Origin of the sequence: Flavobacterium sp. K5-23 (assembly GCF_023278045.1) — a bacterium.
In the GTDB taxonomy this organism is placed as follows: Bacteria; Bacteroidota; Bacteroidia; order Flavobacteriales; family Flavobacteriaceae; genus Flavobacterium.
Window position 1 is genome coordinate 2,613,110 of the sequence record NZ_CP056783.1, and the last position, 24,104, is coordinate 2,637,213.

Here is a 24,104-nt window from a genome sequence, read left to right on the forward strand (position 1 = left end):
TTAAGGTTTAAAGTTGTCGGTAAGAAGAACTTTAAACATATTAAACTTTGAACATTTTATACTTTAAACAAAAAAAAATGGCACAATTTATAAAAATATACCCAGACAATCCTAATGAAGCGGCTATTGCTAAAGTAGTTAAGGTGTTGAAAGACGGAGGATTGATAATTTACCCAACGGATACCGTTTACGGATTGGGTTGTGATATTACTAATACAAAAGCGCTGGAACGGATTGCTAAAATAAAAGGAATCAAACTGGAGAAAGCTAATTTTTCTTTCATTTGTCACGATTTAAGTAATATCTCAGACTATGTAAGGCAAATTGAAACATCAACATTTAAAATTTTAAAAAGAGCATTACCGGGTGCGTATACTTTTATTTTACCAGGAAATAATAATCTACCCAAAGAATTTAAGAAGAAAACCACTGTTGGTATCCGTGTTCCTGACAATTCAATAGCACTAGAAATTGTTCGCAAGTTAGGAAATCCAATTGTTTCTACTTCTATTCATGATGATGATGATGTAATTGAATACACTACAGACCCAGAATTAATTTTTGAAAAATGGCAGAATCTTGTTGATTTGGTTGTTGATGGCGGATATGGAGATAATGTAGGATCAACCATAATTGATTTATCTGGAGATGAACCTATTGTAGTAAGAGAGGGAAAAGGAAGTTTGGATATTCTATAGAAGTTATTTAGTGTTCAGTCCCGAAGCGTCGGGGTTAGTGTTTAGTAAAAACAAAAAAACGTCTCGATTTCTCAAGACGTTTTTTTTATGCAATCTGAAAATTGATCACTAAAAACTGATCACTTTTTTATTGTTTCTGTTTTTTCATTTCTTTTTCAATCATATCATAGAATTGATCGATTTTTGGTAAAACAACGATACGAGTTCTTCTATTACGAGCTCTGTTATCAGCTGAATCATTTGCTACTAATGGAATGTAAGAACTTCTACCTGCAGCAATCAATTGTGATGGTTTAACTCCTAATTCATTCGTTAATACACGGATGATTGAAGTAGAACGTTTCACACTTAAATCCCAGTTGTCAAGTAATATTCCGCTTCCGTTGTAAGGTACGCTATCAGTATGACCTTCTACCATACATTCAAAATCAGGTTTGTCATTTACTACTTTAGCTACTTTAGCTAATACTCCTTTAGCTTTGTCTGATACATCATAGCTTCCAGTTTTGAATAATAATTTATCAGCAATAGAGATAAATACAACTCCTTTTTCTACGTTAATTTCAATATCTGGATCAGAAATTCCAACTGAGCTTTTTAAACTTGTTACTAAAGCAAGTGTTACACTGTCTTTTTTAGTTAACGCGTCTTGCATCCTTGTAATTTTCAAATCTTTTTCTTTGATAGACTCTAATGCTTTTTCAATGTTTTCAGCACCTTTAGTAGTCAATATCGTCATATCTTTTGAAGTAGATATAAGAGTTTGGTTATGGTCTTTTAAACCAGCAACAGTAGCGGTTAGTCCAGCTTTCTCCTCCAAACATGAATTTAATTTTACAGTACAAGAATTTAATAAATCTTGAGTTTCTTTATTTCTTGCTTCCAGGTCAGTGTATTTCTTCTTAGATACACATGAAGTCAATGCCATAAGGATAGACAGGGTAATTACAATTTTTTTCATAAAAATTAGGGTTAAATTAAAAGGTGAATACCAAAGTTAGTTTTTTAATATTAAATATTGATTGTTAAATACTGTTAAAATCATTTAACAAAGACCTTGCCAAAACTCACGTAATATTGATAAACAATACTACGTGTTTTATAGTATTTTTCAGTCTGAATTGTCTCTCTTTTGTCATAACTAATTGAAAATAAACGATAAAAAGAAAAATGTGCCTTTAGAATAGCTGTGAAATGAGCAAAATTACCTTTTAAAATAAATTGAATTCCCGCAACACCGTCCAAAATCATTCGGCAAAATAAAATCCAATATAGGGATTTTTGGGGTAAGTTTTTGGTTAACATTAATAATGAATTTCTGAAATTCAAAAAAATTTTCCTTGGATTGCCTTGTTGTAAGGTAGCTCCTCCTACATGGTATACAACAGATTCCGAATTATATTTGATTTGATGCTCTTTGTTAATGGCTCTCCAGCATAAGTCAATTTCTTCTTGATGGGCAAAAAAATCAGCATCAAAACCTTGTAATTCATTGTAAACAGAACTTCTAATAAAAAAACAAGCTCCTGATGCCCAGAAGATTTCGCAATTATCATCGTATTGGCCATTATCCTTTTCTACAGTATCAAAAATTCTACCTCTACAATATGGATAGCCATATTTGTCAATGAAACCGCCAGCTGCACCAGCATATTCAAAATATTCTTTGTTCTTAAAATCTAATATTTTTGGTTGAACAATGGCTGTTAAAGGTTCTTTTTCGAAAGTTTCAATAATGGGCTTTAACCAGTTTTCGGTCACTTCGATATCTGAATTTACTAAAGCAAATATTTCAGCATCTATATGTTTTAATGCCTCGTTGTAACCTCCTGCAAAACCTAAGTTCTCCTTGTTTTTTACAATTTTTATTGTTGGGAAATTTGCCATTACAAAAGAGATGGAATCATCCGTAGAGGCATTATCTGCTAGATAAACGGTTGCTTCTGGAGAATATTGAATTACGGATGGCAAAAATTGCTCTAATAATTTAACTCCATTCCAATTAAGTATTACAACTGCTATTTTTTTCAAAAGTATTATTTTTTAAAGTTTGAATTTTCATTTCGATCGTGATTAAGCTCTTATCTGAAATCAGGAAGTTCTCTTAAGAACTCATATTTTTCATTTTCAAAATCCATTTGACAAAAGTAATGATTCAAACCATTGGTAACCATCAAAAAATCGGCTTTCATAGTCATATTATAACGTGCTATTTGGTCAAAGGTGGCTTGGGCTATTTTAATTTGAGGCGCTTTACATTCAATAAGTACGAGAATTGAACCATCAGAATTAAATACAACAACATCATATCTTTTGTTCAAACCATTGACTTTTAGTACTTTTTCAACATTTATTAATGATTTTGGATATTTTTTCTCTTCTAATAAAAACTGCACAACATGCTGACGAACCCATTCCTCGGGTGTGAGAATGATAAATTTTTTCCTGATTTCATCAAAAATAGACACTTTATTTTCGCTATTTTTGAATCGGAATGGATAGGAAGAAAAATTGAGTTTCTGCATAAAGCAAAAATAGTTATTTAGTTTAAAGTTTTAGGTCTAAAGTTGTACAAGATGCAACAAACCTTAAACATTAAACCTTAAACCAACAAATTAAATGGACGAGGTAATAAAAATTGTAAATGATATAAAAAGCGGCAACATTAAACCCATCTATTTTTTGATGGGTGAAGAGCCTTATTATATTGACAAATTATCAGATTATATAGAAAAAAACATCTTGTCTGAAGAAGAGAAAGGATTCAATCAAACTGTTTTGTATGGACGCGATGTGTCAATTGAAGATATTGTTTCTACAGCGAAGCGCTACCCTATGATGGCCGAACGCCAAGTGGTAATTGTCAAAGAAGCACAAGACTTAAGCCGCACCATTGATAAGCTGGAAAGTTATGCCGAAAATCCTATGCCGTCGACTGTTTTGGTAGTTTGTTACAAGTATAAAACCTTAGACAAACGTAAAAAAACAACTAAACTCCTTGCGAAATCTGGAGTTGTTTTCGAAAGTAAAAAATTATATGAAAATCAAGTAGGTGACTGGATTAAGCGTATTTTGGCTGGTAAAAAATATACTATTGAACCCAAAGCTTCCGCGATGCTCGTTGAGTTTTTAGGAACCGATTTGAGTAAAATAAACAATGAACTTGAAAAGTTGCAAATTATCCTCCCTGTAGGAAGTGCAATTACTCCTAAACATATTGAGGAAAATATAGGTTTCAGCAAGGATTTCAATGTATTTGAATTGCGAAAAGCAATAGGGGAACGTAACCAATTAAAGGCTTACACCATTGCCGAAAATTTCGCCAATAATCCCAAAGACAATCCTATGGTGGTTACTACAAGTTTAGTTTTTGGTTTCTTTATTCAATTGCTAAAATACCATGGTTTAAAAGACAGAAACCCAAAAAATGTTGCAACCGTTTTAGGAGTCAATCCTTTTTTCTTGAAGGAATATGATGTGGCCTTGAAGAATTACCCTATGAAAAAAGTAAGTCATATAGTGGCTTCATTAAGAGAAATAGATGTGAAAAGTAAAGGAGTGGGTGCAAATGCAATGTCAAATTCAGATTTGTTAAGAGAAATGCTATATAATATTTTCAATTAAAGAGTAATATTTACGATATTTGCTTTAACTAATATATAACACAATTATGGGAATGAATAAAAATACCATCCTGGGATGGGCAACTTTTATAATGGTTATAATGGGCTTTTTATTAATAGGGCTTGGTGCCTTTAGGTACAGTGAAGTGTCTGGATGGGGTTTTGCTGCAGTTGGTGTTGGTTTTTTAGCAAATGCATGGGTATTCAGTTCCCTTAAAGGAAGGCTTTAATAGTATTCTTATAATTTTTTTAAAGCACTATTGATTTAGTGCTTTTTTTTGGTTTTATATTTAAATTTAAATATTATATTTAGCTAAAAATAAACCTACTCTAGATATGTGGAAATCATTATCAATCAAATCTCAATTAATTTTAGTCTTATTGTTGCCAATCTCAGGGCTAATTTATATGACTATTTCTAATATTAAAACTTCTTTAGATGATTATAAAAATATTGATTCTAGCACAGAAAAGATAAAGAATATAGCTGTTCTTTCAAGAGGAATTTCTGAGATTAGTTTTGAGAGAGGGTACTATAATTATTCTTATTTTGATGTTACCAAAAAAGAGAGGTATAAGGAAGAGAAGAAAAAAACTATTGATTGGTTTTTAAAAACACAAATCAAAGACACAATAATCTCTAAAAATCTCAAAGCTTTACTAACTTCTTTAAAAGAACTACAATCTAATATTGAAAATGAAAAAGAAACGCCAGCAACTGCTTATGTTAAATATTCAGCTTTTAATAAAATATTAAATAATTTAATTAAAAGAGAAATAATTGAATGTGAGTCTTCCAAATTGTCTGAATTGGTAAATAATTATTATAATTATGTAATATTAAAAGAATCAGCCTTATTAGAAAGAGGTACCGTTTTACAAAAATTAATAAATTCCCAAAATCATCAAGGACTTGATTATTCATTATTGGAATTATATTTTAACGGCAAAGATTATGTAGGCGATGCCAATTTCACATTAACTAATTTTACATTCGATAATTTAAATAAAGATTTGAATAAATTTAGGAATTCGAATGTTTTTAAATCTCACAATATAGATTCTGAAATGATTATAGGAGATAAATTAAATTTGTCTCCTCATTTATGGTGGGAAAAATCATCATCAATAATTTCAACGTTAACAGAATTAGAAGGTAATAATTTAGAATCAGTTCTAAATTATACTAATAAAGAAAAGCAGTCCGCTTTAAAATCCATTATCATTTTATTTTCGATAATGACCTTATTCCTAATTATTACATTTTTTCTATTATATAAATTAGTCAATAATTTATCAAAATCTCTAAACTTCATATCTACAACAATAAAGAAAATTTCGCAGGGAAAAATCATAGGCAATCCTGTTTTTTCAGGAAATTCAGAGTTTGTTGATATTAGCAATTCATTCAATCAGTTATTACAAGGTATGAAAGAACAGTTTGAACTTTCATCAAAAATTAGTTCAGGAAACTATGGTTCCCAAATAAACCTAAGGAGTCCTAATGACACATTAAATAAATCTTTGAATTCAATGTCATTGGAATTAAGTAGATTATACAATGAATCTGTTGAAATTAATGAAATGAGAAAGAACATTTTTGAGATAAATCAATCCATTCTGGATTCAACGGATTTGCATGAATTTGGAATGAATATTTGTCAAACTTTAGTAAAAATAACTCAGGGATGTCAGGCTAATTTTTATTTTATAAATAAGACTGATAATCCAGATCAATTGTATAAAATAGGAGGATATGCTGATGATGTAAACACGCCAAATGTTATTAAAATTGGCGATGGGTTAGTAGGTGAAGCCGTTAAATCAAATCAACAAAAATGCTTAAATAATTTACCAAATGAATACTCTTATATATCCTCTTCACTTGGGAAATCTCCTTATTTTAACGTTTTAATCACACCTATATCCTATAAGAATAACGTGATTGGTGTAATAGAAATTGGATCACTTGAAAATTTTAGTGCAGGTCATGAGAAATTAATGAGTACGGTATCTGACTCTATAGGAAATGCAATTGAAGTTTATATTCGAAATGAAGAATTAAAAATTTCTGTCAACGAAATTAATCAAAAGAATAATACACTTCAGGTACAGGAAGAAGAATTAAGACAAAGCAATGATGAGTTAAATAAACACACTATGCTCTTGCAACAATCTGAAGAAGAGTTGAGAAATCAAGCTGCTGAGTTAGAGAAAACCAATGCTTATTTAGAAGAAAAAGGAAGAGAGCTTGAAAACAAAAACTATGAAATTGGTATAAAGAATGATGAATTGGTTATTGCTCAAGAGGAATTAAATATTAAAGCTGATGAAATTGCTCAAGGCAGTAAATATAAGTCGGAGTTTTTAGCGAATATGTCCCATGAATTACGAACACCTTTAAACAGTATTTTAATTCTTTCGGATCTTTTAAAAGAAAATAGTGGGGGTAATTTATCAGATGGTCAAATAGATAATTTATCGGTTATTAACTCCTCTGGAAAAGATTTACTGAATTTAATAACTGATATTTTAGATATTTCTAAAATCGAAGCTGGAAAAGTTGAAATTTACCCTGAAGAAACTATTGTAGAGCGTGTATTCTCTGATATGGATGGATTATTCAGAGCTCAAATGGAGAAAAAGAAAATTGATTTTTCCACAACTGTCTCTGAAGATTGCCCTAGAAAACTAAATACTGATATAGGAAAACTTGAACAAATTCTTAAAAATTTCCTGTCAAATGCTTTAAAGTTTACACCTGAAAAAGGAAAGGTTTCATTAAGTTTTTCATCAGGAAAAGAGAAAAAAGATTTCGTTTCCCCGTTTTTGAATAAATTAAAATCAGATGAAATAGTATGTATTCAAATTAAAGACAATGGAATTGGAATATCAGATATAAATAAAAAGAAATTATTTCAAACTTTCCAACAAGCAGATAGTTCTACCAGTAGAAAATATGGGGGTACAGGATTAGGTTTGTTTATTTCAAAAGAGTTAGCAATCCTTTTGGGAGGAGAAGTTGACTTTAATAGTGAACTCAATAAAGGTAGTGTGTTCAGTGTATATATTCCTGCAATTTATCAAATTGAATCTCTAAAACAAAATGAATCTATTGTTGATAGAAAGGTTGAAACAAAACAGGATGAAACGATAAAACCGTCAGTAGACACTATAGATTTAACGGAGCATCTTGATGATGATAGAAAATTACTGTCTCCAGATGACAAGACGATTTTGATTATTGAAGACGATGCTGCTTTTGCGGAGATATTGATGAAAGTAGCCCATGAAAATGGCTTTAAAGCTGTTGTAGCTTATCAGGGAGAAACAGGATATCAATATGCTAAAAAATACAAACCAAAAGCTATTATTCTGGACATGAAACTTCCAGGAATTGATGGATGGACAGTTTTAAAATGGCTGAAAGAGGACAAGGAATTAAAACATATTCCAGTGCATGTAATGTCAGGTATGGATAGGGAAAAATTGGCAAAAGAAATGGGTGCATTTGGTTTCTTAGTGAAACCCATAACAACTGAAAAACTTAAAAATGCTTTTGATTCAATCGACGTACAGATAAATAAAGTGTTCAAAAAAGTTCTGATTTTGGAAGATGATGTAAATCTTAATTATTCCATTAAAGAGCTAATTCATAACTGTGATAGAAATGTTATTTGCATACAAGCACATACATTTAAAGAAGCCGAACATATTTTAAAAAATGATGATATAGATTGTGCAATAATGGATATTGGTTTGCCAGATTCAAAAAATATTGAGAATATATCAGAACTCAGAAAAATTTCAAAAAACAAGGATATTAATATCATTGTAAATACAGGAAAGGAATTAACAGAAGAGGAAGAATTAGTACTTCAAAACAGTGCCAATGGCGTCGTTATAAAAACTAATAATGTAACCGAAAGGTTAAAGGATGAGTTACTTTTATTTTTAGACACGGTTGAAACTACTGATAAAAAAACAAGTATTGCGACTCATAATTTATTAGGTGGAGATATATTGAAAGACAAAAAAATTCTGATTGTTGACGATGATATTCGTAATATATATGCGCTTTCGAGTGCTTTGACAGCTAAAGGAGCTTCAATAACAACTGCTTTTAACGGAATCGAAGCTCTTGAAGTTCTTTCTAAAAATACGGATATAGATATAGTTTTAATGGATATAATGATGCCAGAAATGGATGGATTTGAGGCTACCCGAAAAATAAGGGAAAATGCAAAATGGAAAAATCTTCCTATAATTGCTCTTACTGCTAAAGCAATGAAAGGGGATAGAGAGGAAATTTTAAATGCAGGAGCATCAGATTACCAGTCTAAACCAATAGACATTCAACAGCTTATTTCTTTAATTAGTATTTGGATTTACAAATAAATGATGACATTCGATGACCTTGAAGATATAATTCTTCTAATAAATAAGCATTATGGTTACGACTTTTCTGGATATTCCCGAGCATCTCTGCTTAGGCGAATAAATAGGTATATGGAGGTTTCAAAGTTGGAATCAATATTCAGTTTAAAATTTGAATTGATAAATAATCCTGAAAAGTTCAACGAATTTATAAATGAAATTGTAGTTAATGTAAGCGAGTTTTTTAGAGACCCTTCTTTCTATAAATCTTTGAGAACAAAAGTATTTCCTTATTTGGAAAGCTATCCTAAAATCAATATTTGGAGTGCTGGCTGTTCTTTTGGAGAAGAAACTTATTCTTTGGCTATTCTATTAAAAGAATTAAATTTACTTCATAAATCTAGATTGTATGCTACAGATATAAGTGATAATGCTATTTCAAAATCTAAAAAAGGGATTTATTCGAATAAAGATTTCAAAGAGTATTCTAATAATTATTTTTCTAGTGGAGGCAAAGAATCATTGAATGAGTATTTTGTATCTGACGGAAAAAAATCAATGATAAATTCGGAATTAAAAAAAGACATCCTATTTACAAAACATAATTTAGTTGCTGATGGAGTTTTTAAAGAATGTCAGCTTATTTTATGTCGTAATGTTTTAATCTATTTTAATGAAGAGTTACAAAATAAAGTGATAAATTTATTTTATGATAGTTTGCCTATTCATGGATTCTTGGCTTTAGGTAATAAAGAATCGTTACGATTTAGTACTGTTTTTGATAAATTTAAAGAAATTGATAAAGAACAGAAAATCTTCCAAAAAATAAAATAATATGGAAATGATTATAATTGGTGGTTCAGCGGGTTCTTTTGATTGTATTTTATCCATTCTTAAAGGATTGGATAAAAGGCTACAGATTCCTATTGTTATTGTTTTACACAGGTTGAAAAATGCCAGTTCAATGCTAGAAAAACATTTACAGTTACATACTCATTATACCGTTAAAGAAGCCGAAGATAAAGAATTTATTAAAAATGCGTATATCTATACAGCCCCAACGGATTATCATTTATTATTAGAGGAAAATTTAAGTTTTTCATTAGACAATTCTGAGAAAGTGAATTACAGTCGTCCTTCGATTGATGTTACTTTCGAATCATTTTCTTATGTTTTAAAAGAGTATTGTTGTGGAATACTATTATCAGGTTCTAATAAAGACGGTGCCAAAGGTTTGAAACAAATAGCTGAAAATGGGGGTTTAACCATAGTGCAAGATTACAATGAAGCTGAATTTGATGTAATGCCACAATCAGCTATAAGTCTATATAATAATCATAATGTTTTAACAGTAAATAATATAATTAAAAAACTCAATCTTAATGTCGAATAAAAAACATACACTTTTATTAGTAGATGATTTACCTCAAAATCTGGTTGCTTTAAAAAGCATACTTGAGCGTCCTGATAGAGAGATCATTACCTGTCTATCAGGGAATGAGGCTTTACAAATATTATTAAAAAATAAAATATCATTAATTTTAGTTGATGTTCAAATGCCAGATATGGATGGCTACGAATTTGTTGAGATTGTAAAGAATCACCCCGACACCAAATTTATACCTACAATCTTTGTAACTGCAATAAGTGACGAGCCAAAGTATTTAAGCAAAGCGTATGATTTAGGAGCTATTGATTTTTTATTCAAACCGTTAATTACTGAAGTTACACGTAAAAAAGTAGATTCTTTTTTACGTATATGGGATTACGAGCAAGAATTAAAAGGCTTGAATGAAAAACTAGTTCAAAAAAATAATGAATTAGAACAGTTCGCACATATTATAGCGCATGATTTAAAAACTCCTTTGGGTAATATTCAAGTTTTAATTGATTTAATTGAAGAGGATCATATTATTGATAATGACAAAAGTGAGCTTGCTGTGTTGTTTGATATGGTGAAGACTTCTTCTAAAAGTATGTCAAAACTTATAGAAGATTTACTCTATTACAGTAAAAATGTTCAAAACAATGAAGGAAAAGTAAATGTAAATATCGCTGATGCATTAGATGGGGTATTAAAACTTATAAATCATTCAGAGAAAGTACATATAGAAAAAGTAAACTTAAATCATGAAATTCTTTTTCAACCTATAGCATTTCATCAAATATTATCTAACCTTTTATCGAATGCCATAAAATATAATGATAAAGATAAAATTGTAATCACAATAGCATTTGATCCTGAAGCTAATTCCTTATCGGTTTTAGATAACGGTCCAGGAATTGATGAGAAATACCATAAATTAGTTTTCGAAATGTTTCAAACATTAGGCAATAGGTCTAGTGGAGAAAGTAGTACGGGAATTGGTTTAAGTTTAGTGAAAAAATTAGTAGAAAGAAATGATGTTAATATTGTGATTAATAACATCCTTAATTCAGGAAGCGAATTTTTAATTACGGATTTGAAATTTGAAAACAATTAATTAAGTTCATCAGGAATATTTACAATAATTAACGAGGATATTTATATTCAATTTGTGAATGTAATAATTTAAATCCTTCCATTTAGTAATGAAGTTTTCCATCTGTTGGTTTATTTATCTTTTACTAAAAAGCATTTTTCAACAACTAATATATGCGTGTTTTGTTCCTAAAAAAATAATACCTTTGCAGCGTAAAAATTAAACGAATTTTTAGTGCCTATTGTGGATTGAACTGTTTTAAGATATTTTCAATTAGCCAATAATTCATTAATACAATTAAATAAAAATTATGTCAGACGATAAAAAAGTAATTTTCTCAATGTCAAAATTGAGTAAAACTTATCAAGGAGCAGATAAACCCGTTCTTAAAAACATCTATTTAAGCTTTTTCTACGGAGCTAAAATTGGTATTCTAGGTCTTAACGGATCAGGAAAATCTTCATTATTAAAAATTATTGCCGGGGTTGATAAAAATTACCAAGGTGATGTAGTATTTGCTCCAGGTTACAGTGTTGGTTATTTAGAGCAAGAACCAATTCTTGATGACAGTAAAACGGTTATCGAAATTGTACGTGAAGGTGTTGCCGAAACAATGGCAGTTCTAGAAGAGTTCAATCAAATCAATGATAGTTTTGGTCTTCCTGAGGTTTATGAAGATGCTGACAAAATGGAGAAATTGATGGACCGTCAGGCTTTATTGCAAGATAAAATTGATGCTCTTGGTGCTTGGGAAATTGATACTAAATTAGAAATAGCTATGGATGCATTACGTACTCCAGATGCTGATACTCCTATAAAAAACCTTTCTGGTGGAGAACGCCGTCGTGTGGCTCTATGTCGTTTGTTATTGCAACAACCTGATGTTTTGTTACTGGATGAGCCTACGAATCACTTGGATGCGGAAAGTGTACTTTGGTTAGAACAACATTTAGCGCAATACGCAGGAACAGTTATCGCTGTAACGCACGATAGATATTTCCTTGATAATGTAGCAGGATGGATTTTAGAGTTGGATAGAGGAGAAGGTATTCCTTGGAAAGGGAATTACTCTTCTTGGTTAGACCAAAAATCAAGCCGTATGGCTTTAGAAGAAAAAGTAGTTTCTAAAAGAAGAAAAAACTTGGAACGTGAGTTGGACTGGGTTCGTCAAGGAGCCAAAGGTCGTCAAACGAAACAAAAAGCACGTTTACAGAACTACGATAAATTGTTGAATGAAGATCAAAAAGCATTAGACGAGAAATTAGAAATCTATATCCCGAATGGTCCCCGTTTAGGAACTAATGTAATAGAAGCAAAAGGTGTCGCTAAAGCATATGGTGATAAATTACTGTATGACAACTTGAACTTTACTTTACCTCAGGCTGGAATTGTTGGAATTATCGGGCCAAACGGTGCGGGTAAATCGACTATTTTCAGAATGATTATGGGAGAAGAAAAGCCAGATGCTGGAGAGTTTTCGATAGGAGATACAGTAAAAATCGCTTATGTAGATCAAGCACACTCTAATATTGATCCTAATAAATCAATCTGGGAAAACTTCTGTGATGGTCAAGAATTGATTATGATGGGAGGACGCCAGGTGAATTCTCGTGCTTATTTAAGCCGTTTTAACTTTGGTGGTAGCGATCAAAACAAGAAAGTATCTACACTTTCAGGAGGAGAGCGTAACCGTTTACACCTTGCAATGACTTTGAAAGAAGAAGGAAACGTATTGTTACTGGATGAGCCTACGAATGATTTGGATATTAATACTTTGCGTGCACTTGAAGAAGGTTTAGATAACTTTGCTGGTTGTGCGGTAGTAATTTCTCACGACAGATGGTTCTTAGACAGAATTTGTACACACATTCTAGCTTTCGAAGGTGATTCTGAAGTGTATTACTTTGAAGGTGGTTTCTCTGAATATGAAGAAAATAAAAAGAAACGTTTAGGTGGTGATTTAACTCCAAAACGTTTGAAATACAGAAAATTAATCAGAAGTTAATTTTTACAATTACACACAAAAAAAGAGGATGTCTACTAGGCATCCTCTTTTTTTATTTCTTTTTCTTATCGCTATTCATCAATAGTAGTACTGCGGCAACTAAACCAATGCAAACAAAACCGAAGACAAAAACAATGATAATCGAACCGTTATCCCAATTAAATAGTGCCAAGTTTTTCATATTTCTTTTTTTATTTCAAAAATAGAAAATTCAACAGCTAAAGTATATGATATTAGTCAGTTTTTTTATTTAATCTAAAAATTTTGATTTTAATTCCAGTGTTGGAATCATACAGCTATCTTTTTTACCATACCATTTGTAACGGTTTTTGGCCACGTAATCATATATAACATTGCTTAATGCTGTAGGCAGAATTTTAAAAATTGTTGCAAACGAGAATAGCCCACCAAGATTTTTTGCAATTTCTAATGCTGCTTCCGATTTATAATAATAAGCAATACCGGGTTGGTACAATATTATGCTATCAATTTTTTGCGTGTCAATTCCAATATGTTTAATAATCTCCTGACCAATCTCCGACTGTAAAGAAGCGAATCTAAAAACATCTTTTTTATCGTGTTTAATAACAAATTGAACAGCTGAGTCACACAAATTGCAAACGCCATCAAAGAGTATTATTTTTTTATTTTGAGGAAGGTTTAGCATACATTTTAATTGTTTTATTGTTCCTGGAGGGACGAGATTCCGAGTCATTTCGTTGTGTTGCAAGAGACGGAGCAATGGAATCTCATACAGTATTTCTTCAATCTATTTCCGTAATCTAAGTCATTGCGAGGGACGAAGTAATCTCATTCAGTATTTCCGTTCCAATTAATTTCCGTAATCTAAGTCATTGCGAGGAACGAAGCAATCTCATCCAGTATTTCTTCAATCTATTTCCGTAATCTAAGTCATTGCGAGGAACGAAGCAATCTCATCCAGTATTTCCGTTCCAATTAATTTCCGTAATCTAAGTCATTGCGAGGAACGAAGCAATCCCATACAGTATTTCCATTCCAATAAATTTTTATTTTGTTTGTCGATGTGTTTTAGTGTGTTTGCTTCGTTCCTCGCAATGACTCAGTTTGTCTATTTTGTTTGTGGGCTTATTTTAGTTCAATTTCCTCGTTCCTCGCAAAGACTCAGTTTGTCGATTTTTATTGTCGACTTGTTTTAGTGTGTTTGCTTCGTTCCTCGCAATGACTCTAATTGTGTACTCTGTTTGTCGATTTTTATTGTCGACTTGTTTTAGTGTGTTTGCTTCGTTCCTCGCAATGACTCAGTTTGTCTATTTTGTTTGTGGGCTTATTTTAGTTCAATTTCCTCGTTCCTCGCAAAGACTCAGTTTGTCGATTTTTATTGTCGACTTGTTTTAGTGTGTTTGCTTCGTTCCTCGCAATGACTCTAATTGTGTACTCTGTTTGTCGATTTTTATTGTCGACTTGTTTTAGTGTGTTTGCTTCGTTCCTCGCAATGACTCTAATTGTGTACTCTGTTTGTCCACTTTGTATGTCTACTTGTTTTAGTGTGTTTACTTCGTTCCTTGAATTGACTCAGTTTGTGTACTCTGTTTGTCGACATATTATAGTGCGATTGCTTCGTTCCTAGCAATGACTCAGTTTGTGTTTTCTGTTTATAGACTAGTTTATTATTCTGTCATAATATCTTTAATTTCATCAAATAAATCGATCCAATTTGGGTTTACCGAACGAATCAATTCATTCTTCGTCTCTCTTGAACCTGCTTTTATTTGTTTTTCTCTTGCAATCGCATCACCAATCCATTGATATTGTTCATAATAAACTAATATGTCTAAATTATAACGAGCTGAGAATGAATTTGGATTTCTTTTTTCTTTATGATTTAAAACACGTTGGGGAAGATTAGCCGTAACACCAGTATAAACAACTGTTTGGTATTTATTTGTAATGATATAAATAAATCCTGGTTTCATATAGACTTTTTTATTACTTGAAATTTAATGAATTTAATTCATTTAATCATTTTATTTGCTGATTCGTTACTAGGGCCGAAGCAATCTCATTGAGTATTTCTTCAATCTATTTTGGTAATATAAGTCATTGCGAGGAACGAAGCAATCTCATCCAGTATTTCCGTTCCAATAAGCTTTCATTTTGTTTGTCGATGTGTTTTAGTGTGTTTGCTTCGTTCCTCGCAATGACTCTGCTTGTCGATGTGTTTTAGTGTAATTGATTCGTTCTTCGTAAAGACTCAGTTTGTCGATTTTGTTTGTCGACATATCATAGTGTGATTGCTTTCGCCCCGACGAACAGGTCGTTCCTCGCAATTACCATAAGATAACTGAACACTACTTCTTAGCGGCCTCCACAAATTCTAATGAATCCAGGCTTACCTTAGAAGTAAAGATACCATAATTTACTGTGGCTTTATTTTTCTCTATTACATCAATACTACCTACCGCTTTTCCGTCTATCATTCGAACGCGATCACCTACTTTCAGGATGTGTTTTATTTTTTCAACTACAGGTTTGAGTTTCTTTTCCTTTTTTGCTGCACGAATTTCTTCTACCTGAACGGTAACTTCTTCAATGACTTCCTTTTTCTTGGCAACAATAGCTTTAACCTCTTTTGGTGTGGCTTTCTTGCGTTTCGAATTTTCTATTTCTATTATCTTTAAAAACTCACCTATTAGGTCTTTCTTGTTTTTATTATTGAAATATTTCTCGGCAATATCTTCAATTTTCTGACCTATGTATATTGTTTTTTGATTGCTGTCATACAATTCCTGATAGCTTTCCAGTTTTTGTTTTATTTTGACATTAATCGTTTCCATTTTCTTTCCTTCTTCACGCGCTTTGGTTTCTTCTTCCTTTAATGTTTGTGAAGTTTTCTCCATTTTGGAGCGTTCTTTTTGAAGTGTGGCTATGGTTTTGTCAAAACGTACTTTTCCAACTTCAATCTTCTTTTTAGCTCTATTGATAAGACTGAAAGGGATTCCGTTTTTCAAAGCTACTTCAAAAGTAAACGAACTTCCAGCTTGTCCCAGGGCTAATTTATACATGGGCTCTAACGACTTTTCGTCAAACATCATATTAGCATTCGTCGCAAACGGTAATTCATTTGCTAATATTTTCAAATTGGAATAATGCGTTGTGATAATTCCAAAAGCTTCCCTATGATAAAATTCTTCGAGGAATATTTCGGCCAAAGCTCCACCCAATTCTGGGTCAGAACCAGTACCAAATTCATCAATCAAGAACATCGTTTTTCGATTGCACTTCTTCAAGAAGTAGTTCATATTCTTCAATCGGTAGCTGTAAGTACTTAGGTGATTTTCAATGGATTGGTTGTCACCAATATCTGTAAGTATTCTATCGAATAAAAACGTTTCAGAGCGTTCGTGAACCGGAATCAACATACCTGACTGTAGCATCAATTGAAGTAAACCAACCGTCTTTAACGATATGGTTTTACCACCAGCATTAGGACCGGAAATTACAATAATTCTGTTTTCCTGTTGTAATTCAATAGTCTGTGGATGTGTGATTTCCCTTTTCTCTTTGTTGTTCAAATATAAAATAGGGTGGTAGGCATCTCTAAAATAAAGACGACGATCGTCAGTAATCGTTGGCAGGATTCCGTTAATTTTATTGGCGTATTTTGCCTTGGCAGCAATCACATCTATATCACTTAGAAAATTCTGGTATTGAATTAGCAGCGATAAAAAAGGCCTGATATCATTTGACAATTGTTTTAAAATACGCATAATCTCTTCAGACTCTTCGTATTCTAAATTACTCAATTCACGAGAATACATCAAGGTGGCTTCTGGCTCGATATAAGCAATGCTACCCGTTTTTGAACTTCCTAGAATTGATCCTTTTACTTTACGGCGATACATAGCTAATACTGCTAAAACTCTACGGTTTTGAACAAAACTTTCTTTAATGTCGTCCAGATAACCCAGACTATTGTATTGGGTTAATGCCACACCAAAACTCTGATTTACTTTTCCGCGTATAAGATTCATATTTCTACGAACTTCTTGTAGCATAGGCGAAGCATTATCTTTTATCTCACCGTATTTGTCAACTATGGCATCTATCGACGTAATTATTTCTTTAGTAAATTCTACTTCGTTGGCTCTGGTATTTAAATAAGGATAGTAATCATCAAATTTTTTAAAGTAAGTCAATAAAAAATTCACCGTAGAAGATAAGGTAGCTATTTTTCTAAAACTTCCCACTTCAAGATAACTGTCTTCAATAGCCAGAAATTTAATTTCGTGTGTTATGGCATCAAAGCCATGATTAGGAATCGCATTGTTATTTTGAAAAGAGGAAACATACTCTGATGTTTGCATTAAAGCCTGCATCAAAGTTTCTTTATCTCTAAAAGGGGTTATTTCTAAGGCTTTTTGTTTTCCAATGTCTGTATTACAGATTGTAGAAATCGTTTCAAGAACGGTTGGAAATTGTAAATCCTGTAATGTTTTTTCTGTAATCGAAATCATTTTATATGCTAAGTTGTAAGATTGCAAAGTTACAAAGTAATTTGACTGTATTATTTTTTATCTTTGTTTAATGAAAAAAGATGAGATAATCAATGTGCTACAAAAAGACAAGCAATACCTTAAAGAAAAATATGGTGTTGTGACAATCGCTTTGTTTGGTTCTTATGCTAAGGGGTTAGAAAATCCTGATAGTGACGTTGATTTCTTTGTTGAATTTAGTAAACCTTCTTATAGTATTTTAATGGGTTTATATTCTTATTTAGAAAATAAATTGAATTCTAAAATTGAAATTGTTAGAAAAGGACCGCATATTTCGGAGCGTTTTTTTAATAATATAAAAAATGATTTAATTTATGTATAATGACGTTTATAAATATTCGTTAGAAACTATTTTAGAACATATCAATATTTGCAATAAAAGATTTTCGGAAATTGATATTGCAACAGATTTTGTCGCTACTGAATATGGACAAATGGTATTAGATGCTATCGTTACTAGGCTTCAGGCAATTGGCGAGAATGTTAAAAACACTTCCAGAAAACATAATTTACTGCAGGATAATTATCCGGAAATCGAGTGGGATAAAATCATTCGTTTTCGAGATTTTATTTCACATCATTATGAAATGTTAGATTATGAGATAGTTTATGAAATAGGAAAAAATTATTTACCTAAATTAGAATTAGCTATAAAAAAAGAGCTCGGTAAATTTGAATAATATGCAAATCAAACTAAATTCCGAGTGGAACTCCTTTTTATCTGACGAAATTGAAAAACCTTATTTTCAGGATTTGATGAAAGGAGTGGAGAAAGAATACCAAAATCAAACTTGTTTCCCTCCTAAAGAGTTAATTTTTTCCGCTTTTGATCATTGCAGTTTTGAAAACACAAAAGTGGTCATAATAGGTCAGGATCCCTATCACGGGGAAGGGGAGGCTAACGGTCTTTGCTTTTCGGTAAATGATGGCGTCCGAATTCCGCCCTCTTTGCGAAACATCTATCGCGAAATGTGTGATGATTTAGATACTATATTTTTACCCACTTCGGGAAATTTAGAAAGCTGGGCAAAGCAAGGGGTTTTGTTGTTGAATGCTTCACTAACGGTTAGAAAAGACACGCCCAACAGTCATAAACACATGAAATGGAATCTTTTTACCGATGCTGTAATCCAAAAGATTTCGGAAGAAAAAGATGGTGTTGTATTTTTACTTTGGGGCGCTTTTGCACACAAAAAAGGATTGAAAATTGATAGAAACAAACATTTGGTTTTAGAATCCGGCCATCCTTCTCCAATGAGTGCTAATATGGGAAAATGGTTTGGGAACAAGCATTTTAGCCAAGTAAATGCGTATTTGAAAAAAGAAGGGGAATCTGAAATTTCTTGGTTTTAAAATACGACCTCACGGTTTACGGTTTGCGTGAGGGATAATAGCTATCCGCCGCGGCGGAGCGAATAGCCCGACGGCCATAAAAAAAGGCGCTAATTACCATACTGATAATTAGCGCCTTTTTTTATTGCTGGCACGCCCAAAGTAGGGACTTACTATTTCTTGATGATATCTTCTAAAATCGCTTTGTCAGCACGGTTACTTACTTTTAGGATAATCTCTTGATTTTTCATTGTTTTACCTTCGATGATATAGGTTTTAGCTTTTCCAAAATCGGTGCTGCTTTGATCAAAATCTACATCTCCAAATTCTAGAGTGTTTTTTATATCGATGGTGTCTATCCATTTTTCGGTTAAAATAGCGGAAGCTTTTTCAGAATAATGGAAAGGTTTATTTCTTAAATCATTTAAAACTCGGGAATTCGGGAAATAATTGCAACGGGTGTCTTTACCACTAAAAACCATTGCTACAAAAAACAGACCGATAACCAATCCCACTAAGTAGTAGGCAAAACGTTGTGCAAATTTCATGAAATATTTTTTGTGCAAAGATAAATGAATCTTTACTTAAAACACAATTAAATTGATGTCGTTATTTGGTAAATCAAACCATTCCCCAATCGCTTTATTAGTCAGGATTCCATGGTACATATAAACACCGTTTTTCAAGCCGTAATCAAAACGGATAGCGGGTTCAATACCGCCATCTCCAGCAATTTGCAATAGATAAGGCGTAATAATGTTGCTAATGCACATCGAAGCCGTTTTAGAATAGCGAGAAGGAATATTAGGTACACAGTAATGCAGGACATTACTTTTTATAAAAGTGGGCATTTCGTGAGAAGTGACTTCTGATGTTTCAAAGCAGCCTCCAGTATCAATGCTAACATCGACAATTACAGCTCCATTTTTCATTTGTTCCACCATAGTTTCAGTAACAATTACCGGACAGCGTTCTACGCCACGCATAGCGCCTACAGCCACATCACAACGTCTTAAGGCTTTAAGTAAAGCCTTAGGTTGTATGGTTGAAGTGAAAATACGCTGGTTTAAATTATTTTGTAAACGGCGTAATTTATTAATCGAATTATCAAAAACTTTTACGTTTGCTCCAAGACCAATTGCGGTTTTAGCCGCAAATTCGCCCACGGCTCCAGCACCTAAAATAACCACTTCAGTAGGAGGGACGCCTGTAATATTACCAAATAACAGTCCTTTTCCGAACTCATTAGTAATCATCAGTTCAGAGGCAATTAATATGGAGGCTGTTCCTGCGATTTCGCTTAATGATTTAACGGCAGGGTAGGAACCATCTTCATCTTTGATGTATTCAAATGCTAAGGCAGTAATTTTTTTCTTGGTTAAAGCGTCAAAATAATCTTTCTTCTTGGTTTTCAGTTGGATAGCCGATATCAGAATCGTTTGAGGATTCATCATTTGTATTTCGGCAATAGTGGGTGGTGATACTTTTAATATCATTGGGCAACTAAATACTTTATTAGTGTCTTTAGTTATCTCGGCTCCGGCTTCACTATACTCTTTATCAGAATAACTGGCATTTACACCAGCGCCTGCTTCCATCATTACCCGATGTCCTTGATAAGTTAGTGAGGTAACAGCGTCAGGGGTTAGGCAAATGCGGCGTTCCTGGAAACTGGTTTCTTTTGGGATACCAATAAAAAGTTCGCTTTTGTGTCTTGATACCTCAAGTTTTTCTTCTTGGGGTAAAAGCTGTTGTTTTGTAAAAGGAGTTATTGATATTGATATTGACATTGACATTGTTATGACGATAGTAAGAAGTAAAATTACACAAAAAAGATTAAAAATATCTCTTTCTGGACTTAGAAATTTAAAAATGAATTGTTTATAATCCGTAAATATTTTTTCTCATTTTTATATCAGCTCGTTCATATACACCTTCTTCTAGAGGTACTTCGACAAATCCAAATTTATGGTACAAATGAATCGCAGGTACCAAGCTTCTATTCGAATACAATAGAAGGGTTTTTATTTTTTGTTTTTCGGCTGCTTCAATGCAATGTTGAAGCAGTTTTTTTCCTATTCCCAGTCCTTGAACATCATCAGTAACGGCCATTTTGCTCAATTCAAATAAATTTTTATCTATATTAATTAAAGCTACGGTGCCTACAATTTTGTCGTGGTATTTAGCATAGAATATCATACCGCCTTTGTCAATAATTTCTTCCTGTGGATTAGAAAGTACCCGCTTGTCTTTGGGCTCAATTTTAAAATATTTCTTTAGCCATTCATAATTAAGTTCCTTAAAAGGTTCTTTTAAATCAGCTGAAAAAGGAATGATTGTAATTGCGTTTTTTGTATTCATAATCGTTATTTTTAACTGAGTACTAATGAGCGTCTACCGTCAGCAAGTACTTTAATTGTGATAACCGAATGTTCATCAGGAATCAGGCTGGGGATCTGTTCGGCCCATTCAATGAAACACCAGTTCCCAGAATATAAATAATCATCCACACCCATATCCATAGCTTCGATTTCGTTTTTCAATCTATAAAAATCAAAATGGTAAACAGTTTGATTTTCAGTTGTTTGGTATTCGTTAACTAAAGAAAAGGTTGGACTGCTCGTTGCTTCAGTAACCCCCAGTGTTTTAGCTAATTGTTTTATGAAAGTAGTCTTTCCAGCACCCATTTCTCCGTGAAATAAAATCACTTTGTTAGGACTTTGCGCCACTACTTGCTTTGCTATATTTTCGATTTCATCTAATGAAAAAATAAATTCCATACTTTTTAATAGTTATGAATTATAAGTTATGAGTTATGAGTGCTGAATTATGAGTTATGAGTTATGAATTATGAGTGCTAGATAATGATATCGGCACTTCATTAAACTTTAAACTTTAAACATTTTTAAACATTAAACATTTTCAAACGTTAAACCCTTTTCTTTACTTCGGATTAAATATCAAAAACGGGATTATCATTTCTTCCAGTGATATTCCGCCGTGCTGATACGTATTCTTATAGTAACTCACATAATGGTTGTAATTGTTCACATAGGCCAAAAACAAATCATTTTTGGCAAAAATATAAGAACTACTCATATTTATGGTAGGCAAGCCTATATTTTTAGGATCTTTTACCGCATACACGTCTTTGTGCTCATAAGTAAGGCTACGACCCGTTTTGTAACGCAAATTCAAACTCGTGTTTTTATCACCCACTACTTTCGATGGGTTTTTAACGTTTATGGTTCCGTGGTCCGTGGTTAGAATCAATTTGAAACCCATTTTTTGGGCCTGTTGAATGATTTCTAGCAAGGGTGAATTCTTAAACCAACTCAAGGTCAGCGAGCGATACGCTTTATCATCAGAGGCGAGTTCTTTCACTACATCCATTTCGGTTTTGGCGTGAGAGAGCATATCCACAAAATTGTAAACCACCGTCACAAGATCATTGTCTTTTAGTCCCTTGAAATTCTCCACCAGTTTTTTCCCTGAGGCCAAATTGGTGATTTTAAAATAATCTTCTTTGATTTTTAGTCCAAGGCGTTTCAATTGAGCCGACAAAAACTCCGCTTCATACAGGTTTTTACCGCCTTCCTCGGGATCATTTTTCCAGTATTGCGGAAACTGTTTTTCCATTTCAACAGGTAATAAACCGGAGAAAATGGCATTTCGCGCATACTGGGTCGCAGTAGGGAGGATAGAGTAGTAAGGCACTTCTTTTTCCAGCTTGTAATAATTGCCCACCACACTTTCAAAAGATTTCCATTGGTCGTAGCGCAGGTTATCGATAACTACAAATAGAATGGGTTTGTCTTTCTTGACAATCTCGGGAACCACTAATTCCCGAAATAAAGTATGCGATTGAATGGGTTTATCCGCCTTTGGTAAAAACCAATCCTCGTAATTGCGTTCTATAAATTTCCCAAACTGCGAGTTGGCTTCCACTTTTTGGGATTCCAAAATCTCTACCATACTCTGGTCGTTGATATTCTCGAGTTTCAGCTCCCAGAAAACCAGTTTTTTATACAATTCAATCCAGTCTTCATAGGAATTCACCATAGACATCTCCATAGTAATTTTCCGGAATTCCTTCTGGTAATCTAATGTCGTTTTTTGCGAAACCAGTCTCGAGTGATCCAGATTCTTTTTCAAGCTCAACAGGATTTGGTTTGGGTTCACCGGTTTAATCAGGTAATCAGCAATTTTAGAACCTATCGCTTCCTCCATAATGTATTCCTCCTCACTTTTAGTGATCATAATCATAGGAATAGAGGATTTCTTCTCCTTCATTTCTGACAGCGTTTCCAGTCCGCTCATCCCGGGCATATTCTCGTCCAGGAATACGATATCAAAATTCTCGCTATCAAAAATATCAATCGCATCCCTACCGTTATTACAAGTGGTCACGCTGTAGTTTTTTTTCTCCAAGAAAAGGATGTGCGGTTTCAAGTAGTCAATCTCGTCATCAACCCAAAGTATTTTTATCTTGTCCATATAGTAGTGTAAAGGGAATTAAAACCATAAAATCATTGTGGCAATTTACAGCTTTTTGGGCTGCTTAGATACTAATATTATGATAAATTTTAGTGTTAAAAGACACTCTTCTATAACTCTATAAAACCTTTTTTATTTTGTGCCATTGCTATCTTTTTTTGCTCGCGCTGAACTTGTTTCAGGGCTTGTGCTGAACTTGTTTCAGTGATTGCACCAAAGTTTATTCAGGGCTTGTGTTGAACTTTTTTCAGGGCTTGTGCTGAACTTGTTTCAGTACGTGCCCTTCGCAAAAGCTACGGTCGGGCAGTTCACTGCAAGTCCTCGCCCCGCCAAAAAAAGCGCGGCTGTGGGCTTTCCGTTTCCGTCCCTCACGCAAATGCGAGAAGGAGTGGAGTTTACAAGAAGGATTTAGTTTTAAATTTCAATTGATTACTAATAATGAGGAGTTTATATAGCAACAAAATTGTAAACTATAACTTATGTTAAATTTAAAGGGCTTTTGATGATTTGTAATAAAAATATTATTTTATATTTGGTGAATAAAACGCTATTCAATAGTGACATTCTACACAATT

Annotated in this window: 23 protein-coding genes; 11 read left to right on the top strand and 12 right to left on the bottom strand. The window is 32.7% G+C overall.

Annotation, left to right across the window (positions count from 1 at the left end; genetic code table 11):
- The first annotated feature begins 77 nt into the window (after positions 1 to 77).
- On the top strand, positions 78 to 698 hold the full coding sequence (locus FLAK523_RS11315; RefSeq protein WP_248903439.1) for an L-threonylcarbamoyladenylate synthase: 621 nt from the start codon (positions 78 to 80) through the stop codon (positions 696 to 698).
- A gap of 127 nt (positions 699 to 825) precedes the next feature.
- Here the strand turns inward: FLAK523_RS11315 and FLAK523_RS11320 are convergent, their stop codons facing one another.
- The 3 genes from FLAK523_RS11320 to FLAK523_RS11330 all read right to left on the bottom strand — a co-directional run bounded on the left by FLAK523_RS11320 (position 826) and on the right by FLAK523_RS11330 (position 3,223).
- Entirely contained in the window at positions 826 to 1,659 is an 834-nt protein-coding gene (locus FLAK523_RS11320; RefSeq protein ID WP_248903441.1) for an OmpA family protein, read from the bottom strand.
- A gap of 80 nt (positions 1,660 to 1,739) precedes the next feature.
- A complete protein-coding gene (locus FLAK523_RS11325) occupies positions 1,740 to 2,729 on the bottom strand; it encodes a glycosyltransferase family 2 protein (protein WP_248903443.1) in 990 nt (329 codons plus the stop codon).
- 50 nt (positions 2,730 to 2,779) lie between these two features.
- Positions 2,780 to 3,223, bottom strand: a complete 444-nt coding sequence (locus FLAK523_RS11330) for a type I restriction enzyme HsdR N-terminal domain-containing protein (RefSeq protein WP_248903445.1) — start codon at positions 3,221 to 3,223, stop codon at positions 2,780 to 2,782.
- Between the two features lie 94 nt (positions 3,224 to 3,317).
- On the opposite strand from FLAK523_RS11330, the gene holA reads away from it, so the two are divergent.
- The 7 genes from holA to ettA all read left to right on the top strand — a co-directional run bounded on the left by holA (position 3,318) and on the right by ettA (position 13,165).
- On the top strand, positions 3,318 to 4,322 hold the full coding sequence (holA, locus tag FLAK523_RS11335; protein WP_248903447.1) for a DNA polymerase III subunit delta: 1,005 nt from the start codon (positions 3,318 to 3,320) through the stop codon (positions 4,320 to 4,322).
- Between the two features lie 46 nt (positions 4,323 to 4,368).
- Positions 4,369 to 4,551, top strand: coding sequence for a CAL67264 family membrane protein (locus tag FLAK523_RS11340; protein ID WP_248903449.1), 183 nt, complete (start codon positions 4,369 to 4,371; stop codon positions 4,549 to 4,551).
- A 106-nt stretch (positions 4,552 to 4,657) separates the two neighbouring features.
- Positions 4,658 to 8,719 (top strand): response regulator, encoded by a 4,062-nt coding sequence (locus FLAK523_RS11345; protein WP_248903451.1) that lies wholly within the window; start codon positions 4,658 to 4,660, stop codon positions 8,717 to 8,719.
- A gap of 3 nt (positions 8,720 to 8,722) precedes the next feature.
- Positions 8,723 to 9,532 (top strand): protein-glutamate O-methyltransferase CheR, encoded by an 810-nt coding sequence (locus tag FLAK523_RS11350; RefSeq protein ID WP_248908090.1) that lies wholly within the window; start codon positions 8,723 to 8,725, stop codon positions 9,530 to 9,532.
- Position 9,533: 1 nt separating this feature from the next.
- Positions 9,534 to 10,091, top strand: coding sequence for a chemotaxis protein CheB (locus FLAK523_RS11355; protein ID WP_248903453.1), 558 nt, complete (start codon positions 9,534 to 9,536; stop codon positions 10,089 to 10,091).
- The gene (locus tag FLAK523_RS11360; RefSeq protein ID WP_248903455.1) at positions 10,081 to 11,181 is read left to right on the top strand and encodes an ATP-binding protein; all 1,101 of its coding nucleotides are present in this window, start codon (positions 10,081 to 10,083) and stop codon (positions 11,179 to 11,181) included. Before FLAK523_RS11355 ends, FLAK523_RS11360 begins: the two co-directional genes overlap by 11 nt.
- Positions 11,182 to 11,470: 289 nt before the next feature.
- A complete protein-coding gene (ettA, locus tag FLAK523_RS11365; RefSeq protein WP_248903457.1) occupies positions 11,471 to 13,165 on the top strand; it encodes an energy-dependent translational throttle protein EttA in 1,695 nt (564 codons plus the stop codon).
- A gap of 52 nt (positions 13,166 to 13,217) precedes the next feature.
- Here the strand turns inward: ettA and FLAK523_RS15235 are convergent, their stop codons facing one another.
- The 4 genes from FLAK523_RS15235 to FLAK523_RS11380 form a co-directional block, all read right to left on the bottom strand.
- Positions 13,218 to 13,346: a hypothetical protein gene (locus tag FLAK523_RS15235; protein WP_256469080.1), complete on the bottom strand. Its 129-nt coding sequence runs from the start codon at positions 13,344 to 13,346 to the stop codon at positions 13,218 to 13,220.
- Positions 13,347 to 13,415: 69 nt separating this feature from the next.
- Positions 13,416 to 13,832, bottom strand: coding sequence for a thiol-disulfide oxidoreductase DCC family protein (locus FLAK523_RS11370; protein ID WP_248908091.1), 417 nt, complete (start codon positions 13,830 to 13,832; stop codon positions 13,416 to 13,418).
- 982 nt (positions 13,833 to 14,814) lie between these two features.
- Positions 14,815 to 15,120, bottom strand: coding sequence for a GIY-YIG nuclease family protein (locus FLAK523_RS11375; RefSeq protein ID WP_248903459.1), 306 nt, complete (start codon positions 15,118 to 15,120; stop codon positions 14,815 to 14,817).
- A 375-nt stretch (positions 15,121 to 15,495) separates the two neighbouring features.
- Positions 15,496 to 17,661, bottom strand: coding sequence for a DNA mismatch repair protein MutS (locus FLAK523_RS11380; RefSeq protein WP_248903461.1), 2,166 nt, complete (start codon positions 17,659 to 17,661; stop codon positions 15,496 to 15,498).
- Between the two features lie 70 nt (positions 17,662 to 17,731).
- Between FLAK523_RS11380 and FLAK523_RS11385 the strand changes: the two genes are divergently transcribed.
- From FLAK523_RS11385 to ung, 3 genes are read left to right on the top strand one after another with little or no spacing between them, the layout of a single operon-like run.
- Complete coding sequence (locus FLAK523_RS11385) at positions 17,732 to 18,022, top strand: nucleotidyltransferase family protein (RefSeq protein WP_248903463.1); 291 nt, start codon at positions 17,732 to 17,734, stop codon at positions 18,020 to 18,022.
- The gene (locus tag FLAK523_RS11390; protein ID WP_248903465.1) at positions 18,015 to 18,380 is read left to right on the top strand and encodes a DUF86 domain-containing protein; all 366 of its coding nucleotides are present in this window, start codon (positions 18,015 to 18,017) and stop codon (positions 18,378 to 18,380) included. The genes FLAK523_RS11385 and FLAK523_RS11390 overlap by 8 nt, the downstream gene beginning before the upstream one ends.
- Position 18,381: 1 nt before the next feature.
- Positions 18,382 to 19,053: a uracil-DNA glycosylase gene (ung, locus tag FLAK523_RS11395; protein WP_248903466.1), complete on the top strand. Its 672-nt coding sequence runs from the start codon at positions 18,382 to 18,384 to the stop codon at positions 19,051 to 19,053.
- Between the two features lie 152 nt (positions 19,054 to 19,205).
- Here ung and FLAK523_RS11400 read toward each other — a convergent pair whose 3' ends face one another.
- The 5 genes from FLAK523_RS11400 to FLAK523_RS11420 form a co-directional block, all read right to left on the bottom strand.
- Positions 19,206 to 19,580, bottom strand: coding sequence for a DUF4258 domain-containing protein (locus FLAK523_RS11400; RefSeq protein WP_248903469.1), 375 nt, complete (start codon positions 19,578 to 19,580; stop codon positions 19,206 to 19,208).
- 36 nt (positions 19,581 to 19,616) lie between these two features.
- A complete protein-coding gene (locus FLAK523_RS11405; RefSeq protein WP_248908092.1) occupies positions 19,617 to 20,816 on the bottom strand; it encodes an alanine dehydrogenase in 1,200 nt (399 codons plus the stop codon).
- A 97-nt stretch (positions 20,817 to 20,913) separates the two neighbouring features.
- Entirely contained in the window at positions 20,914 to 21,393 is a 480-nt protein-coding gene (locus FLAK523_RS11410) for a GNAT family N-acetyltransferase (protein WP_248903472.1), read from the bottom strand.
- 11 nt (positions 21,394 to 21,404) lie between these two features.
- Positions 21,405 to 21,812, bottom strand: a complete 408-nt coding sequence (gene tsaE, locus FLAK523_RS11415) for a tRNA (adenosine(37)-N6)-threonylcarbamoyltransferase complex ATPase subunit type 1 TsaE (protein WP_248903481.1) — start codon at positions 21,810 to 21,812, stop codon at positions 21,405 to 21,407.
- A gap of 163 nt (positions 21,813 to 21,975) precedes the next feature.
- Complete coding sequence (locus tag FLAK523_RS11420; RefSeq protein WP_248903483.1) at positions 21,976 to 23,529, bottom strand: bifunctional response regulator/alkaline phosphatase family protein; 1,554 nt, start codon at positions 23,527 to 23,529, stop codon at positions 21,976 to 21,978.
- Positions 23,530 to 24,104: the final 575 nt, after the last annotated feature.